The organism is Pseudoalteromonas carrageenovora IAM 12662, assembly GCF_900239935.1.
Taxonomy (GTDB): Bacteria; Pseudomonadota; Gammaproteobacteria; order Enterobacterales; family Alteromonadaceae; genus Pseudoalteromonas; species Pseudoalteromonas carrageenovora.
On record NZ_LT965928.1, the window covers coordinates 2,542,479 to 2,559,760 of the forward strand.

Annotated in this window: 16 protein-coding genes; 7 read left to right on the plus strand and 9 right to left on the minus strand. The window is 38.4% G+C overall.

The features are described from left to right. Nucleotides 1-60: 60 nt before the first annotated feature. Nucleotides 61-1,635: a cation:proton antiporter family protein gene (locus ALFOR1_RS11495; RefSeq protein WP_058548722.1), complete on the plus strand. Its 1,575-nt coding sequence runs from the start codon at nucleotides 61-63 to the stop codon at nucleotides 1,633-1,635. A gap of 343 nt (nucleotides 1,636-1,978) precedes the next feature. Then, nucleotides 1,979-2,194 (plus strand): putative quorum-sensing-regulated virulence factor, encoded by a 216-nt coding sequence (locus ALFOR1_RS11500; RefSeq protein ID WP_104643057.1) that lies wholly within the window; start codon nucleotides 1,979-1,981, stop codon nucleotides 2,192-2,194. Nucleotides 2,195-2,290: 96 nt separating this feature from the next. Here the strand turns inward: ALFOR1_RS11500 and ALFOR1_RS11505 are convergent, their stop codons facing one another. From ALFOR1_RS11505 to ilvY, 6 genes are all read right to left on the minus strand, one after another. Beyond that, nucleotides 2,291-3,538: an ATP-binding protein gene (locus ALFOR1_RS11505; RefSeq protein WP_104643058.1), complete on the minus strand. Its 1,248-nt coding sequence runs from the start codon at nucleotides 3,536-3,538 to the stop codon at nucleotides 2,291-2,293. A 25-nt stretch (nucleotides 3,539-3,563) separates the two neighbouring features. Then, on the minus strand, nucleotides 3,564-4,256 hold the full coding sequence (locus ALFOR1_RS11510; RefSeq protein WP_058548451.1) for a response regulator: 693 nt from the start codon (nucleotides 4,254-4,256) through the stop codon (nucleotides 3,564-3,566). A gap of 14 nt (nucleotides 4,257-4,270) precedes the next feature. Continuing rightward, nucleotides 4,271-4,651, minus strand: a complete 381-nt coding sequence (locus ALFOR1_RS11515) for a DUF3019 domain-containing protein (protein ID WP_173827052.1) — start codon at nucleotides 4,649-4,651, stop codon at nucleotides 4,271-4,273. Between the two features lies 1 nt (nucleotide 4,652). Beyond that, nucleotides 4,653-5,462 carry a MipA/OmpV family protein gene (locus tag ALFOR1_RS11520; RefSeq protein WP_104643059.1) on the minus strand — a complete coding sequence of 270 codons (810 nt, stop codon included), beginning with the start codon at nucleotides 5,460-5,462 and terminating at the stop codon, nucleotides 4,653-4,655. 196 nt (nucleotides 5,463-5,658) lie between these two features. After that, a complete protein-coding gene (locus ALFOR1_RS11525) occupies nucleotides 5,659-6,705 on the minus strand; it encodes a GGDEF domain-containing protein (RefSeq protein ID WP_173827054.1) in 1,047 nt (348 codons plus the stop codon). Between the two features lie 114 nt (nucleotides 6,706-6,819). Continuing rightward, the gene (ilvY, locus tag ALFOR1_RS11530) at nucleotides 6,820-7,725 is read right to left on the minus strand and encodes an HTH-type transcriptional activator IlvY (protein WP_058548453.1); all 906 of its coding nucleotides are present in this window, start codon (nucleotides 7,723-7,725) and stop codon (nucleotides 6,820-6,822) included. Nucleotides 7,726-7,861: 136 nt separating this feature from the next. Here ilvY and ilvC point away from each other — a divergent pair, with 136 nt between their 5' ends. Together ilvC and ALFOR1_RS11540 are read left to right on the plus strand one after the other, a co-directional pair. Further along, entirely contained in the window at nucleotides 7,862-9,334 is a 1,473-nt protein-coding gene (gene ilvC / locus ALFOR1_RS11535; RefSeq protein WP_058548454.1) for a ketol-acid reductoisomerase, read from the plus strand. 190 nt (nucleotides 9,335-9,524) lie between these two features. Then, complete coding sequence (locus tag ALFOR1_RS11540) at nucleotides 9,525-11,444, plus strand: methyl-accepting chemotaxis protein (protein WP_104643060.1); 1,920 nt, start codon at nucleotides 9,525-9,527, stop codon at nucleotides 11,442-11,444. A gap of 580 nt (nucleotides 11,445-12,024) precedes the next feature. Here ALFOR1_RS11540 and ALFOR1_RS11545 read toward each other — a convergent pair. Next, nucleotides 12,025-12,342 carry a GIY-YIG nuclease family protein gene (locus ALFOR1_RS11545; protein WP_104643061.1) on the minus strand — a complete coding sequence of 106 codons (318 nt, stop codon included), beginning with the start codon at nucleotides 12,340-12,342 and terminating at the stop codon, nucleotides 12,025-12,027. A 107-nt stretch (nucleotides 12,343-12,449) separates the two neighbouring features. On the opposite strand from ALFOR1_RS11545, the gene ALFOR1_RS11550 reads away from it, so the two are divergent. Next, a complete protein-coding gene (locus ALFOR1_RS11550) occupies nucleotides 12,450-12,809 on the plus strand; it encodes an outer membrane protein assembly factor BamE (protein ID WP_104643062.1) in 360 nt (119 codons plus the stop codon). A gap of 65 nt (nucleotides 12,810-12,874) precedes the next feature. Here the strand turns inward: ALFOR1_RS11550 and ALFOR1_RS11555 are convergent, their stop codons facing one another. Both ALFOR1_RS11555 and ALFOR1_RS11560 read right to left on the minus strand, forming a co-directional pair. Next, nucleotides 12,875-13,192, minus strand: coding sequence for an RnfH family protein (locus tag ALFOR1_RS11555; RefSeq protein ID WP_058548458.1), 318 nt, complete (start codon nucleotides 13,190-13,192; stop codon nucleotides 12,875-12,877). Beyond that, nucleotides 13,189-13,629 (minus strand): type II toxin-antitoxin system RatA family toxin, encoded by a 441-nt coding sequence (locus tag ALFOR1_RS11560; protein WP_058548459.1) that lies wholly within the window; start codon nucleotides 13,627-13,629, stop codon nucleotides 13,189-13,191. Before ALFOR1_RS11560 ends, ALFOR1_RS11555 begins: the two co-directional genes overlap by 4 nt. Before the next feature lie 146 nt (nucleotides 13,630-13,775). Here ALFOR1_RS11560 and smpB point away from each other — a divergent pair, with 146 nt between their 5' ends. Beyond that, the gene (smpB, locus tag ALFOR1_RS11565) at nucleotides 13,776-14,255 is read left to right on the plus strand and encodes an SsrA-binding protein SmpB (protein WP_058548460.1); all 480 of its coding nucleotides are present in this window, start codon (nucleotides 13,776-13,778) and stop codon (nucleotides 14,253-14,255) included. Between the two features lie 422 nt (nucleotides 14,256-14,677). After that, a complete protein-coding gene (locus tag ALFOR1_RS11570; protein WP_104643063.1) occupies nucleotides 14,678-17,269 on the plus strand; it encodes a TonB-dependent receptor in 2,592 nt (863 codons plus the stop codon). Nucleotides 17,270-17,282 lie beyond the last annotated feature (13 nt).

Below are 17,282 nucleotides of genomic sequence, written 5' to 3' on the forward strand. Positions count from 1 at the left end.
TTTTCAATGGTATAAATTTTTCGTTACACTGCAATGCCAAATGAAGTGATATTAAGAATTATGGAACTAATCTATTTTGCCGCCGCATTTGTATGTGGCTTTGCCGTTTATCAGTTAAAACTTCCTCCACTAATTGGCTTTTTACTGGCTGGTTTTGCTTTAAATTTATCAGGCTACAAAAGTACTGAACTACTGGACACAATTGCGGCACTTGGCGTAACACTTCTTCTTTTTAGTATTGGCTTAAAACTTAAAGTACACAGCTTAGTAAAACCCCAGGTATGGGCGCCTGCGACCTTACATATAATTTTTAGTAGCGCATTATTTAGTGGCTTTATGCTATTGCTTGGTGTGTTTGCAGTACCTATGTTTGTTGACTTAAGCTGGCAAAGTGCTTTATTAGTTGGCTTTGCTCTTAGCTTTTCAAGCACTGTTTTTGCAGTAAAAGTGCTTGAAGAGCGCGGAGAAATGGCAAGCTTACACGGTAAAATAGCCATTGGTATTTTAGTAATGCAAGATATTTTCGCGGTTATATTTTTAGCAATAAGCACAGGGAAAGTACCAAATTTATGGGCTATTGCTTTAATAATTGCCTTGCCTTTACTTAGACCCGTAATGTACGGCGTATTAAACCGCTCAAAGCATGGTGAGCTACTACCTTTATTTGGGTTCTTTTTCGCACTCGTTGCTGGCTATCATGCTTTTGAATTTGCAGGCCTAAAAGGCGATTTAGGTGCACTAATAATTGGGATGATGTTTGCCCCGCATAAAAAAGCAGGCGAGTTATCAAAGTCCTTACTCAACTTAAAAGATATATTATTGGTTGGTTTTTTCTTAAGTATTGGCTTAAATGCAGAGCTTACGGGTAATTCTTTAATTGTTGCAATAATACTTATTTTGGTACTACCAATTAAAGCAGGCCTTTATTATGTGTTTACTAATTTATTTAAACTGCGTGCACGCACCTCTTTACTAACTACATTTAGCTTATCTAACTACAGCGAATTTGGCTTAATTGTATGTGCTGTGGCAGCAACTACCGGCATGATCACCTCTGAATGGCTGGCAGTGATGGCAATTGCAGTGTCTATTACGTTTGTTATCGCTTCGCCTTTGAATAAACGCTCAAACGAGTTGTACGTAAAAATAGAGCATTGGCTATTGAAGTTTGAAAGTAAAACACGTTTGGCCGAAGAGCTACCGGTTAACCTAAATAACACTAAAATAGTTATTTTTGGCATGGGCCGTATAGGTACCGGTGCGTATGAAACAATAAATGCTACGCACCCAAATGTTGTTGCAGGTATTGATATAAAGCCAGAAGTGGTAGATAAACACGTTAAAAGAGGAAGAAATGTACTCATTGCCGATGCAACAGACCCTGATTTTTGGCAACGAGTGAATCACTCACACGTTGAAATGGTTATGCTTGCAATGCCCAAGCATATGCAAAATATTTTTGCATTAGAGCAACTTCAGGCTTCTGGCTACAAAGGCCAAGTTACCGCCATTGCAAACTATCCCGACCAGCAAAAAGAACTCGAAGAAATGGGTGTGCATTCTACTTATAACTTTTACCTAGAGGCTGGTAGTGGTTTTGCTGAACACGTTAAACAAGAGCTATTTAACGAATAAATCGTATTTGATAACGCTAACTAATAACAAAGAACGTAGTTCTTTGTTATTAGTTTTAAAATAAAAACCCATTCTATTTACATTCCTTTACAAGCCTACTCACCACTGCAATAAAAAACAGGTAGACTAGCCGTGTTGGTTAAATAAGAACCCATGTTAAAAATAATAACGTAATTAGACTCCAGCTAATTAACGTTTTACAAGGGTTATATTTACCAACATAAATTCTTAAGTTAGAGGGCCTACTCCCTCGCTCAATAGGCTGTTTCTTGCCCGTCACAGCCTATTTTATCTCTCTAAAATCCCTTACACTTAACTACGCATAAATATTTAAGTTATCTATATGGATCCAAAACAACTCAAAATAGCAATCAACACAATAATGCCTTTTGGAAAATATGCAGGTCGTCCTTTATTGTTACTACCCGAGCCCTATTTGGTTTGGTTTAAGCAACAAGGATTCCCCGACACAAAACTCGACAGCCAATTAGCGATGATGTATGAAGTAAAATTAAATGGGCTTGAGCAAATGCTTATGCCATTGCTTGAAAAAAAATAAATTAATTGAGAACTTTTTTGAAGGTAGCCGGTCTATTTAATTGCTACTTGTTGATTTTGGTTTTTAACCACAAAAATGCGCCTCTCGGCGCTTTTTTTATGTCTTGAATTTAAGCGGTAAACACACAATAAATTTAGCACCACCTAAGGCTGAGCTTTCTACTTTACACTCACCTTGGTGCCAATGAATAATTTTAGCAACTATAGCAAGCCCTAAGCCAAAACCACCAGTATCCTTTGCTCTGCTTTTATCTAATCGGGTAAAAGGTTTGAATACGCTTTCTCGCTCAGTGGGAGTAATCCCTTCTCCATCGTCTTCAACGATAAGTAAAATATGATTTTTTTCAGTTAAAAGAGAAATCTTAACCTGTGAATACGTATACTTTAAGGCATTTCCTATTAAGTTTTGTAAAGCTCTCGACATGAAGTGGCTATCGCAGTCGTAATAAAATTTATCAGGAAAGTCCGTAGAAAGATTTATCTGCGTTTCAAAGTTTAGCTTTTCAACAACCGTTTTTATCAAACCCACTAAATCACAATTTACTGGCTTAATGCTTGGTTGCTGTGAGTCTAAGCGTGCGTACTCAAGCATCTCAGAAACTAAAGATTCAAGCTCGCTAATATCGGTTTGCATATTTGCCAGATACTTCTCACCCTTTTCATTAAGTAGCTGCTCTTGCAGCATAACAATGGCAAACTTTAAACGCGCCAATGGCGTTCTAAATTCATGCGATACAGAAGAAGTAAGCTCTTGTTGCGCACTAAGTAAAAACTCAATACGCTGCTGCATTACTTTTAATGTATCGGTAATTGGCAAAAAAAATGATTTTGATGTGTCATTTAAGTCAAAGTCTTGTAAGCCTTCAACAGCTTCACAGGCTTTACTTAGTTTTGTAAAATCGCGCCACAATAAAAAGCTCCAAAGCCCTACCGGTATTCCAACAATAACGAGTAATAATAAATAAGGCCAAACAGATGATGCTTCTGGTGTTAAAACACCTACAGGCCCAACCTGCAGTAATGCATTATTGCCAAGCTCTACATACCATACAATGCGCTGCTGCTTATCGTACAAGTATAAGTAATGATTTTGTTTAAGTTGTGTTTGTTGCTTTTGAGGAAGTATTAAGTCACGTCTGGCAATAACTTTACTTTCAAAGTTATGCTTGAGCTGTTGAAGACCGTTGGGGGTTTGTGAGAGCAACCAGAGCGATTGCCCAAACTCGTCATCTAATAGAACTTGCTGCTGCGACTCTTCATAGGGCCACAGCTGCTCAATAACACCACTTACAACAAATAATGAAACAATGATATATAAGTATAAGCTGGTAAACAGTTTTCCCATGAAAGCCGATTAACCTTAAATAGTGCTAGAGATCCCACGCATCAGAAACAAATAAATAGCCTTGTCCCCATACAGTTTTTATACGATAAGGTTTATCGCTATTATCGCCTAATTTTTTTCGAATTCGTGATACGCGCACATCAACCGTTCTATCAAGACCATCGTATTGACGCCCTATCATATGCTGATGAACATGTTCTCGGCTCAATACTTCGCCTGCATTTGAGGCAAGTAGCCATAATAGCTCAAACTCATGTGATGTTAATACTATTTCAGAATCACTTAGCTTTACAATTCGGCTTGTTTTATCAATCATTAAATCGCCAAACTGAAGTTCTTCACTTGGTTTTACAATCGGTTGCCCACGGCGAAGTAATGCATTAACACGAGCCAAAAGTACACGCGGCTCTGCTGGTTTTATTACATAATCGTCTGCGCCGAGCTCTAGACCAAGTACTTGGTCAAAGTCTTCACCTTTAGCAGTCAGCATTAAAATGGGTAGAGTAAACTTATCTCTTACTTGGCGACAAACGCTAAAGCCATCTTTACCTGGCAGCATTACGTCTAATATCATTAAATCGGGAGTGTTATTTTCTAAGTAGTCAAACACTTCGTCACCACGATCTAATACATCGACTTCTAGGCCATTATGTTCAAGGTAATCTTTTGTTAGCTGCTGTAAACCGAGATCATCTTCAACAAGTAAAATTTTTGGCATTTGTTGCTCCTAAATTAAAAAAAGCTCCACGGAGAGCGAAGCCTACGCCTATTTTTTTTAGCATGGGCGCTTTGTACTTCAATTTGTGTTGTTGCTATTAACACACCCGTATGAGGATTGATTAAGGAGTATATGGTCTCCACCTGAACACGCGCTTTATAATTATATTGCCCAGAACGTTGCTGCTGCCAGCACTGCAGCTGCTCATCTTGTTGATACAGACACACATCACTAGAGGCATGTAATTGCCAGTTGAACTGTAAATCAAGATCGCAAAATTCTTGTTGCTCAGAAACAACACAGACTTTGGGAGAAACGCTAAGGTTAACGGTTTGTGCCATACTAAAACCACTAAATAAAGTAGTAATAAACACAACTAATATTGAATACTTCATATTAAAAAGTACGGTCAAATCCTATAAAAGCAGTCATTGAATAAGTGCGTTCAAAAAGCGGACTGCCATCCATAGCCGAATAGTCATAATATGCTATATGAAAACGAAGAGAGTCAGCCTTACTCAGTGGCCAACGGGCGTCGATTTTAGCATAAGGTTGCCAACTACTACCAACGTCTATTTTACCAAATTGAGTTTCACCGTCTTTAAGTCCATAAAAGTAGTTATTTAGTTCCGAAGATTTGTAATTTATTCCAAGGGTAGGTTTTATTTTAAGCTGCCCAAACAGTGTATGGTACTGCCATTGCAGTGCACCACGGACACCGGAGTACACATCGGTTACATCATGTAGCGCTTGAACAGAAAATACATGTTCTTCATTTACATAATGATATGCCAGTCCAGCATCAAGAGCTAGCTGGCGTTTATGTAGGGTATTTATATTTACGGAGCGCGCTTCACTTTCATCTTCTATAACCTGCTGAGTATTAAACGCACTACTTTGTAATGTAAAAATATTTTTTGGGTGCCAGTCAATAAAAAAGCGAGACTCTGTATTTAATTCAGTCACTAAGTTAAGATGATGTTTTGGAGTTTGTAAAAATGAGTAACCAAGCCGACCGTTATCAAAAAACCATTGCTTTGCATAAAAAGCGACTTGAGGAATTACCACCAGCGGGATGTTATCTCCGCCGTGTAATGGGTTTGTTATTACACCAACTCCCGCACTTAAACTTAAATGCCACTGGTTAATTGATATGCTTTGCTCTGTAAATTCATCAGCGTGATTACTATCTTGTGTAGCACGCACTGAAAAACAGCTAAACAGCAAGCTAAAGCATAAAGCTGTGATTAATGAAAAGGAGTTCCGCATTAGCGTAAATCAAAGTATAAAAATAAGTGAGTCACCCATACTAGCAAGGTCTTTTTAAAGTAGCTCTAGCTGGTTACAATTATTCACAATTTGTATACAACAATGTTAACTTTTATGTTTAAAAAAGGGAGGATTAAATATCGGGTGCTATCTCAATACGGTTTCGCCCGTGAGTTTTAGCTATATATAACGCTCTATCTGCCCGCTCTACTAACACAGCGCTATTTGTAAACGGGCGTAAAATAGCTAATCCAAAACTAGCCGAAATAGCACGTTTAGTTGTTACATCATGCTTTTTACGGATAGCTAGTTTTGCAATATCAATACGAATACGGTCTGCAAACGCTATAATATCGTTAATTGTGTCAAAGTAAGCTGTAATACAAAACTCTTCCCCGCCATACCTATACACTTTGGCAGTATCTATTGTGTTTTCTGTTACTTTTTTAGCTACCAACTTCAATACTTCGTCGCCCTTTTGATGGCCAAAGTCATCGTTAAAGCGTTTAAAGTGATCAATATCAAACATAATAAGTACAGCAAGCGAGCTTTCTTGTTCTTGCTCTGAATATTGACGACAAAAATCTATAATGTCGGTATCAAACTTACCTCTATTATAAAAGCCCGTAAGCGTATCTGTATCTGCAGCTTCTTTTGAAATATTTAACGCTTCTTTTAAATCCTTAATTTCATTGTATGCAACAGCTAACTTAGTTTGAAACTCTCGCGCATAATCTTGCATGGCGATCGATTCATCAGTTAAACGCTCAACACAGCCTAAAATTTCATTATATGAGCTTACATCTGCAAGCATGTTTAATTCATTTTGAGAGTCTACGAGGCTTGTAGTGAAACTTTTAGAATGATCAAGCGTTATGCTTATATCTTGCTGAACTTGTTCCATAGTTGTATGGAATTTTTCTGTCATTTCTTGAAAAAAAGCCAAATCGTCTTGCGTTAGATGCTTATCAAAAATCTCCTTGGCTTTATCTTGAGAACAGGTTTGTTGCTGCTCAATAATTTGATCTAACTCAGCATTAAGAGAAGGGTTATTCCCTTGAATATAACAGTACCAAATTGCGTAGTTAATGGGGGTGACCGGCATACGGTACTTTACCATTAATGGGATTGCCTTTTTGAGGCACTGGGCAGAATGAGCAAGTGATACTGCTTGGTTCATAGATAAACTCTCATGCGGCATTGTTTTTTTATTAGTTTTCAATGTTAAGTAATAGTAAACCGTTAAGCAACCACTATTCATACTATTTACTGAACTAGTTTTTTTCAGGGCATATTAAATAGCTTTTGCGTCCAAAGTTTGGGCTATATTCCATAATGCACTGATAGCAGGGTCGTTTAGTTCTTTTTTTAATACCGCTAAACCTATATCAAACCCCTCAGGCACTTGCATTTTAGGTGTCAAAATCTGTACTTTATCTTGCAGCGGGCTGTTATCTAGCACTATTTTAGGAACCATAGCAACACCTAAGCCTAGGCTTACCATTGACACCATAGCTTCGTGTCCTGCAACTTGTGCATATATTTTTCCGTGAATATTATTTTTACGCCACCACAGCTCTAACCTTTGTCTTGCAAAGCCTTGCTCTGGCACTATAAATTCAAGATCTGACCAATCCGTTATTTCATTATTTTGTATCAATTTTTCACTAAGCGGGCATTGAATTTTTGGGCCTATTAATACAAGTGGAGAGTAACCAATATCTACAAATGCAATTTGCGCAGGTAACTTGCTTGGCTTAGCTGCAATAGCCATTAACTCATGTCCATCAAGCACCCTATTAATAGCTAACGCTGGGTCGCCCGTGTTTAAAGTTATTTCTATATATTGATGTTGCGCTCGCAGCTGCTCCAATATTTGGTGTAAAAAACTATAAGAGGCAGTCACCGAACAAAATATACTTACCTTGCCATAAATGTGTTGGGTAGGATCTTTTACGTTAGCTTTAAAACGTTGCCAGTTTGCAAGCGTTGCTGTTGCGTAATCAATAAACGACTCCCCTTCACGTGTTAACTTTACGCTTCTGTTATCTCGTAAAAATAATGCAACCCCCACTTCTTCTTCTAACTGCTTTATATTGCGACTTAGTGTGGGTGCACTTATATGACAAAGTTCGCTTGCACGAGCAAAGTGCAAAGTTTTAGCTAGGGCTAAAAAATAGTTTAGGTGTTTATGGTCCATATCTCGCTCTACGTTTCATATTATGAAATACTTTAATTCAAATATATCATTTTACGCAAGTAACGTTTTTGCATAAGGTGTTTGTAAGCGCTGCAAATGCCGCGCATCTAACAAACAAATTTATAGGACACTAACAATGGCGAATTATTTCAATACCTTACCTTTACGCGAGCAATTAGCGCAATTAGCGCAATGTGAATTTATGGACGCTGGCGAATTTACCGATGGCGTTGACGCACTTAAAGGTAAAAAATTAGTTATTGTAGGTTGTGGCGCACAAGGTTTAAACCAAGGCCTTAACTTACGTGACTCTGGTTTAGACGTTTCTTACACATTACGTGCATCTGCTATTTCTGAGCGCCGTCAATCGTTTTTAAATGCATCTGAGAATGGCTTTACAGTTGGCACATACGAAGAATTAATCCCTACTGCTGATGTAGTATTAAACCTAACGCCAGATAAACAACATACAGCAGTAGTAAGTGCAATTATGCCGCTTATGAAAAAAGACTCTACTCTTGCATACTCTCACGGCTTTAATATTGTTGAAGAAGGCATGCAAGTACGCGAAGACATCACGGTAATCATGGTTGCGCCAAAATGTCCTGGCTCTGAAGTACGTGAGGAATACAAACGCGGCTTTGGTGTTCCAACACTTATTGCTGTTCACCCAGAAAACGACCCTCAAGGCCATGGCTTAGCACAAGCTAAAGCATACGCAGCAGGTACTGGTGGTCACCGTGCAGGCGTTTTAAAATCGTCATTTATTGCTGAAGTAAAATCAGACTTAATGGGTGAGCAAACTATCCTTTGTGGCATGCTACAAACGGGCTCTATTTTATGTTTTGATAAAATGATTGAAAAAGGAATTGATGCAGGTTACGCATCTAAACTAATTCAATACGGCTGGGAAGTAATCACCGAAGCTCTTAAATACGGTGGTGTTACTAACATGCTTGACCGCTTATCAAACCCAGCAAAAGTAAAAGCGTTTGAGTTAAGTGAAGAGCTTAAAGTTATTATGCGCCCGCTTTATAACAAGCACCAAGATGACATCATCGACGGTACATTCTCACGAGTAATGATGGAAGACTGGAATAACGACGACGCTAACTTACTAAAATGGCGCAGCGAAACAGCTGAAACTAACTTTGAAAAAACACCTGCTGGCGATGTAGAAATCTCAGAGCAAGAGTTTTTTGACAACGGTATTTTAATGGTAGCTATGGTTAAAGCAGGTGTTGAACTTGCTTTTGAAACAATGACCGCAGCGGGCATTATTGAAGAGTCGGCTTACTACGAGTCATTGCACGAAACGCCGTTAATTGCTAATACAATTGCCCGCAAAAAGCTTTTCGAAATGAACCGTACTATTTCTGATACAGCTGAATATGGTTGTTACTTATATAACCATGCATGTTTGCCACTATTAGCTGATTTTATGAAAAACATTGATACTGATGTTATTGGTAAAGGTCTTGGCGAGCAAAGCAACCAAGTTGATAACCAAACGTTGATTCAAATTAATGCAGCTCTACGTGAGCACCCTGTAGAAAAAGTTGGCGCTAAGCTACGTGGTTACATGTCAGCAATGAAAAAGATTGTATAACCCTAGACATTAAGTTTCGCTTGTTAGAAACCAAGTCCATATGTTTTGCGTATGGGCTTTTTTAATGCCTATTAATAAAAACTTAATAAATTCAATGTAAGTTCATTAATTGTGCTTTAGCCAATAGTTAGCTCAAAATAAATAATGTGCTAACATAGCTCTCTACTCAGTTGTAAAAATAATTAATATCATGATGATAAAAAACCTTTCAATCACTCAAAAAATAACGGCTCTTGGAAGCGGTATTGCTATATGCGTAGCTGCACTTATTGGCTTAACTTCGTTATACAGCTCTGAAGATATTATTGAGCAACGTATGATCGAATCAGAATTGCCAAGCAAACTGCAAACAATAAGTAACCATATCGGTGGTGAAATAAACGAGCTATTAGGTGCTGCACAGCAGCTATCATCAAATGAGTTTATATTACAGTGGGCTGAGTCTAATAACCAAGACGACACGCTGTTATTAAAAGAGTTAAACCGAGTCGCCTCACAATTTGATTTAGCCACTGCATCTTGGGCAAATAGAAATACAGCACAATATTGGAACCAACACGGTTTTTTACGTGTGCTACAAAATGATGCCGCAGATGGCTGGTTTTTTGGTTTTACACAATCTAAAAAGCCCTACTCCATAAGTATTTATCAAGAGTCTGCTAATGACGTAAAAATGTTTGTAAATCACCAGCAAGCAAATGGCACTGGTTTAGCGGGTTTAGCTAAAAGCATCACAGATATGCAGAAGCTTTTACAACAGTTTAAAATTGAAAAAACAGGCTTTGTATTTATTGCAGATAAAAACGGCCTAATTCAGCTTCATAAAGATGCCAATAAAGTAGCTAAAGCGAATATTGATGATTTATATACTGCAAATATTCACAACCAATTATTTAACCAAAACGGCTTTGCGCTAGAAGAAATAAGCTTAGATAGTGAACCAACACTAATCGCCGCTACACCTATTAAAAACACTGATTTATACGTTGTTGCACAAGTACCAAAAAGTGAAGTATTTGCAAGTGTTAGTACACTACAGTGGCAAATATTTACCTTCACTTTGATAATTGCAATCATTGCTAGCTTAGTTAGTTATTTACTTGCTCGCTCGCTTTCATCTCCACTTTCTAAAATGGCTGAGCTATTTTCAAGGTTGGGATCGGGTGATGCTAATTTAGCGTACCGACTACCTGAATCGAGCCAACCAGAGCTTAATAATTTAAGTAATGGCTTTAATCAGTTTATCAATAAAATAGAAACAGCGATTACTCAAGTGGCAAGCGAAAGCCATGATATTCGTCAAAGCTCTGATCATGTTTTTGAACAAGCAAAACGAAACTCACAAGCAATAGATAGTCAAAAAGAGCAAACAATTTCTGTGGCAGCTGCAATTAATGAAATGGGCGCGACCGTGCAAGAAATAGCTCAAAGCGCGGCAAACACAGCAAAACTAACTGATAACAGTCGCGAAAATACCGTTCAAAGCCATAAACAAGTATTGCAAAGCCAGGCAACAATTTCAGCCCTAGCTAGCGATATTGACGGCATAACAGAGCAGGTTACTCTGCTCTCTAAAAAAACAGTTGATATTGCAAGCATTGTTGACTCAATTAGAGGCATTTCAGAGCAAACTAACTTACTTGCCCTAAATGCTGCCATTGAGTCTGCTCGTGCAGGTGAACACGGACGCGGTTTTGCTGTAGTAGCAGATGAAGTACGTGCATTGGCTAATCGTACATCTCAATCAACAACTGAGATTCAATCTATGATTGAAGAGCTCACTAAAATCTCTGACGATGTAGTTAATGATATTAGCCAATCAAAAAATAAAGCCCAGCAAAGTGTGGGGGCAATGCAAAGTTCGGTTGAGCTTCTTGATGCAATTAGCGAAACGGCTAATCAAATAAATGATATGGCTACGCTCATAGCAACGGCTACTGAGCAACAAAGCAATGTAGTTGCTGATGTAGGGCGGAACATTGAACAAATCAGTGAAATTAGCGATAAAACAATGAGCGAGCAAATTAATACTGAACAAGCTATTCGCGACTTAGCAAACAGTGCACAAACACTTGATGCATTAGTTGCTACTTTTGAAAAACACCGTTAAGAAAATAAAAGCGATTGAATGACACCTTTGAGCATCACTATAAACATTTAGTGTTGTTTAAAGGTGTTTTATAACCCCCATTAACTCACCATTTATCATACCCACCACATACTCGTTTTAAGTTATCCGTACACCTGGTTGTTAATGTAGCTGATTAGAAGTTACCTTTAAAAGCCTATTGGAGTGCAAGGTGCACATTTAAAATGTTGATATGTCGCTTTAAACTCGATGCACTATTAGTTGATGTATTAATTAACTAGGGCGTGTTGATCTTTGCGGATTGAAATTTGTTCAATCTAGGGGCGATTAAATCGCGGCGCGAGGTTTGTAACCTAGTGGGCTAAGTAAAAACCGAGTAAAGCTTCCGCGTCCTGCTCACGCCCCTTACCTACATCCATGTAGGCAACAAATAGTTTATCGCCCCTAGGCAGAACCCGAAGGGCAACGCATGTTTGGCATTTATGCTGCGTTATCGCCTATTTATGGGGAGTAACCACACTTCATAGGCTCTGCCTTGCCTAAAAACCAAACATACTGCTGCAAATTTAACCATTAAAGATCAACACGCCCTAATCCTAGCTTAATCTTTGCAAGTGTAAGCAAATACATACGCTTCTTTTTTTGCTCTAGTCAGTTTTTTTAATTTATATTCCAGCTTACTCGCTTCACTTTTATTACCTACTTGTTGTTGATGAATCAATAAAAGGGGCCCTTTACCTTTTAGGTTTTTAGCGCCCTTACCTGCTTGATGAGTAGCAAAACGCTTTTCAACGTTCGTAGTGATCCCTGTATACCAATGCCCTAATCGTGTTTCTATTATGTATAAAAACCACATAGGTTCACTTTTTAATGCATTTGTATCAATGTACTGTAAACTTTTTTCATTATCAGTGGTCAAAACATTACCTTAATACCCTTAACAAAAAACAATTGCTTAAAAGGGTTTTACCTTCAGTGACTAATCGGTATCATGCAGATTATAAAAAATAAGGATCACAACTAACAATGCAGTCGTTAAAAACTTTTTCTCTTTGGCTTATCGTCGCTTTAACATTTAGCTCATTAGCGGGCTGTTCTAGCTGGGTATACAGAATTAACATCCCACAGGGTAACTTTTTAGAACAATCGGATGTAGATAAGCTTCGTGTAAACATGACTCGAGAGCAAGTTATTTATGTATTAGGTCGCCCTATTGCTGAAGATGCCTTTGATAAAAGCACATGGCGCTATGTTTATAGCTTCAATAAAGGTCGTAAAAACGAGCAACAAAAAGAGTTGGTGATTAAATTTGAAAACGAGAAATTAGTTGCTGTACTAGGTGATTACGACCAACCTGAAGAGTTTAATACTCCGCTTGAGCAATAAGTACCTATAGAGCAATAAATAACTTAACAATATAAAAAGGTGAGCATTGCTCACCTTTTTTTGTTTTACAGAGGGCGCCCGCCTGTAATTTTGTTTGCGCGGCCTTCTTCTTTAGCTTTTTCTGCACGCTTTCTTCGAGCATCTTTAGGATCTGCTATTAATGGGCGATAAATTTCTATTCTGTCACCCTCTTTTAGCTCATAGTTAGCCTTTACTGTTCGATTCCATACGCCCAATGTTAGCGCAGTTGGGTCTATTTCAGGGCACTTTTCAATAATACCTGACTGAATAACCCCTTGCTCGGCAGTAGTACCTTGTGGCACTTCTATAGATAAGCTTGTCGCCGTAGTAGGCAATGCAAATACAACTTCTATATTAATCATAATCGCGATCCGTAAACTTGCTTAGCTCGTTGAGTAAAAGCACTCACCATATTTTTAGCAACATCATTAAATATTTTGCCAAATGCAAGCTCAACTAACTTGCTCGAAAATTCAAACTCAAGCTCTAAGTTAACTTTACATGCTGTTTTATCTAATGCTTGAAAGTGCCAGCGCCCTTGTAGCATCTTAAATGGCCCATCAACTAAACGCAGTGCAACAGTTTGCTCATCAATAAATGTATTTTCGGTAGTAAACCACTTTTTTATACCCGCCTTAGATATTTCTAAGCTCGCTGTCATGTTATTATCATGCTGTGAAACAATTTTTGAGTCTGAACAGTTAGGTAAAAACTCTGGATAAGCTTCTACATCATTAACTAGATCAAACATCTCTTTGGTGCTGTACATAACCAGCGCACTTTTTTCTATTTGTGGCATACTCACTCCCAACTGTGTGGGCGAATTTTAGCAAGCTTTGCGCGTTTCCCCAAATTTTCATGGCGCTTAAATTAACCTGATTATTTTAAATGCAGAATTAAAAAATCGATGTAAAACATCTCTTAATACGTATATTATAGGGCACTATGGCTAAGAACAAATCATCAAAATCGAATAGTAATACCATCGCGCTAAACAAAAAAGCGCGTCATGAGTATTTTTTACACGACAAGTTTGAAGCAGGTGTTGAACTACAAGGCTGGGAAGTAAAAAGTATCCGAGCAGGTAAGGTAAACATCTCAGAAACTTACATTCACCTTAAAAATGGCGAAGCGTTTTTATTAGGCAGTCAAATTCAGCCTTTAAACAGCGCATCAACCCATGTTATTTGCGATCCTATGCGATACCGCAAACTTTTATTAAGCCGAAGAGAGCTTGATAGATTAGTCGGCGCAACCGAACGCGATGGCTACTCGTTGGTAGCCACAGCCATGTATTGGAAAAAATGCTGGGTGAAACTAGAGTTTCATTTAGCGAAAGGTAAAAAAATGCATGACAAACGCGAAGATGGAAAAAATAAAGATTGGTCTCGCGAAAAAGAACGTTTAATGAAGCACAAAGTATAAGTACAGCGCCTAACTAAGTTAGGCGTTTTTTTATAAAAAAGTTAACTATTATTTGTTTTATTAATATACAACAAGATTACTATTCACACAGAGCATATATGTAAATAATTTATTACACTTTTATTGTGAATTAATTAATTTAATTATTACTCTCATTTAGGCTGTATTTTTTATTTCCAAAATAAAGCATATACGCCTATTTCAACCTTCTTCAGCGCTTAACATCTGTTTTAAAATCATCCAAAAACATACTAAAAGCCATACTAAAATCACATTTGAGTCTAATTGCTAACACTTAAGTTACATGATATTAATGTCGTCGCTTGTTATATCAATCCGCTTAAATATGGGATTTATTTAACAATTTAAAAAGGATTGGTATTGAGCAACTAAATTTATAACATATCAACAAGGACTTAAGGATGAAGCAATCAACTGCATTTACACCTAGCTTAATTGCAGGTGCAACAATCGCACTTTCAGCAGGTTTTACAACAACAACTTACGCTGCTGAAGAAGCTAAAAAAGTAGAGCGCATTGAAGTAACTGGCTCACGAATTAAACGTTCAGATATCGAAGGGCCCTCTCCGGTTCAATCAATCGGAAGAGCTGATATTGAGAACATGGGTTATGACAACCTACAACAACTCCTCGAAAGAATGCCTGTAGCGGGTAGCGGTACCTTCTCTACACGTGGTAACAACCAAGATTCAACTGCAAATGGGTCTGCTGCTGTTAGTTTACGTGGTTTAGGTGCTGATGCTACGCTCGTACTAATCAATGGCCGCCGTGTATCTATTAGTGCATTTGCCGAAGGTATCACAAACTCATTTGTAGATATCAACAGCATACCTGTATCAGCAATTGAGCGTATAGATATTTTAAAAGATGGCGCATCTGCTATTTACGGCTCAGACGCAGTAGCCGGTGTTGTAAACGTTATCTTGAAAAAAGACATTGACGGTGTTGAAGTTAATTTAGGCTACGGTGGTACTGATGGCCCAAGCTATGAAGAAACAACAGCAAGCTTAGTATGGGGTACTACTAGCGAGAAAAGTAGTGCTTCTGTGATCATTGATTACTTTAAAAACACCTCACTATCATCTGATGAAATGGGCAGCTTAGGTACAGCAAATCAGTCACCTTATGGGGGTGAGGATTTTCGCTCATCTCGTGGTTTCCCGGGATATTTTTATGTAGATGGTGTTAAAACAATTGATCCGGCTTGTCCTGCAGAAAACGCAACTTCAAGCGGTAGTTGTTTATTTGATTACGGCCCATACGGTTATATTGCACCAGAGTCTGAGCGCGTAGGTGCTATTTCTCAATTTGAATATAACTTTGACAATGGCATTACAGGCTTTTTAGAAATGGCAGTACAGCACAATACGTCTGTTGCAGCCGGAGCCCCTACTCCACTTGATGAAGATGCAGGCTTAACTGTCCCAGCGAATCACCCTAACAATCCATTTGGTGAAGACATTCAAATTGGTCGTTACCGTACCGTTGATGCTGGCGCACGCCAATGGGATATTGAATCAGATACGCTTCGCTTTGTTGCAGGGCTTAGAGGTGAATTTAACGACTGGAGCTGGGAAACCGCGGTACAAAAAGGCCGTAGTAAATCTCTTCAAACAGGTGATAGAACACAAGGCTGGGTTCGTACTGATTTCTTACAACAAGAAATTGATGCAGGAAACTACAACCCATTTGGTGGCACATACAACGACCCTGCTGTAATTGATCGTATTACAACAAGCTTAGTGCGTCGTGGTGAGTCTCATATGACCTCTTTTGATGCAAACATTACAGGCGAAGCTTTTACTTTTGGCGATGACGTAGTAATGATGGCAGCAGGTATTGAATACCGTGAAGAAGACGTTAATGACATTCCTGATGATCAATTTCAACGTGGTTTAATATTCGGTACTGAGTCTGTATCTGCGTCTGCAGATCGTGAACAATACGCAGCCTATGTTGAGTTTTCTATCCCTCTTGCTGATAATTTAGAGCTACAACTTGCTGGTCGTTACGATGACTACAGTGACTTTGGTACAACAACGAATCCTAAAGTAGCTCTTCGCTGGGCACCTACTGATGAAATCACAGTACGTGGCTCTTGGGCACAAGGTTTTAGAGCGCCTTCTTTGGCACAAGTTGGTTTGGGTCCATCTCAAGAAAGCCAATTCTTTGTAGATACATACCGCTGTGAAGCAACCGGCCTGGATTGTGATGCACTTGATTACAATATTGAATTTGCTGGTAACCCTGATCTTGAAGCTGAAGAATCAGAATCATGGAATGTAGGCTTCATTTGGGCGCCTACAGCTGAATTCGGTTTAAGTATTGATGTGTGGAGCATCACTCAAGATAACAAAATTGATGAGCAAGAGTTTGGTCCAATTTATAACTCTGAGTGTAATAACCAAGATAGCACTGTATGTGTGCGTTTAGCACCTACAGGTGGCGACAGCTTAGGAACAATTCAAAAAATTTACAGCACATTTGAAAACGTTTCTTCGCAAGAAGTATCTGGGATTGATGTTTCAGCTAACTACAATCACTCACTTGATGACCTAGGTTTGCTTAAATTTAACCTAGAATGGGCTTACCAAGATAAATTTGAAAAAGATGGTCGTGATTACACCGGTGAGTATGGCTATCCAGAGCACCGCTGGATTTTCTCTACAAACTGGGAAATTGGCGAGTTTAATACAAACGTAAACATCAGTTATGTAGGTGAGTTTGAAGATACTCCTGATATTGATTTTGACGGTAATTTAGACTTTGATAGCAATACATCACGCATGGTTGATTCGCAAACATTGGTAGACTTACAAACGTCTTACCGTGTTACTGACTCAACTAAAGTATCGTTAGGTGTAAATAACTTATTTGATGAAGAGCCACCATTTGCAATTGGTGATGGTGACGCTGATTTATACGGTTATGCTTCAGGTGTACACAACCCTAGAGGCCGTTACTTCTATACTAAAGTTAGCTTCTCGTTTTAATTAGCTAAAACCC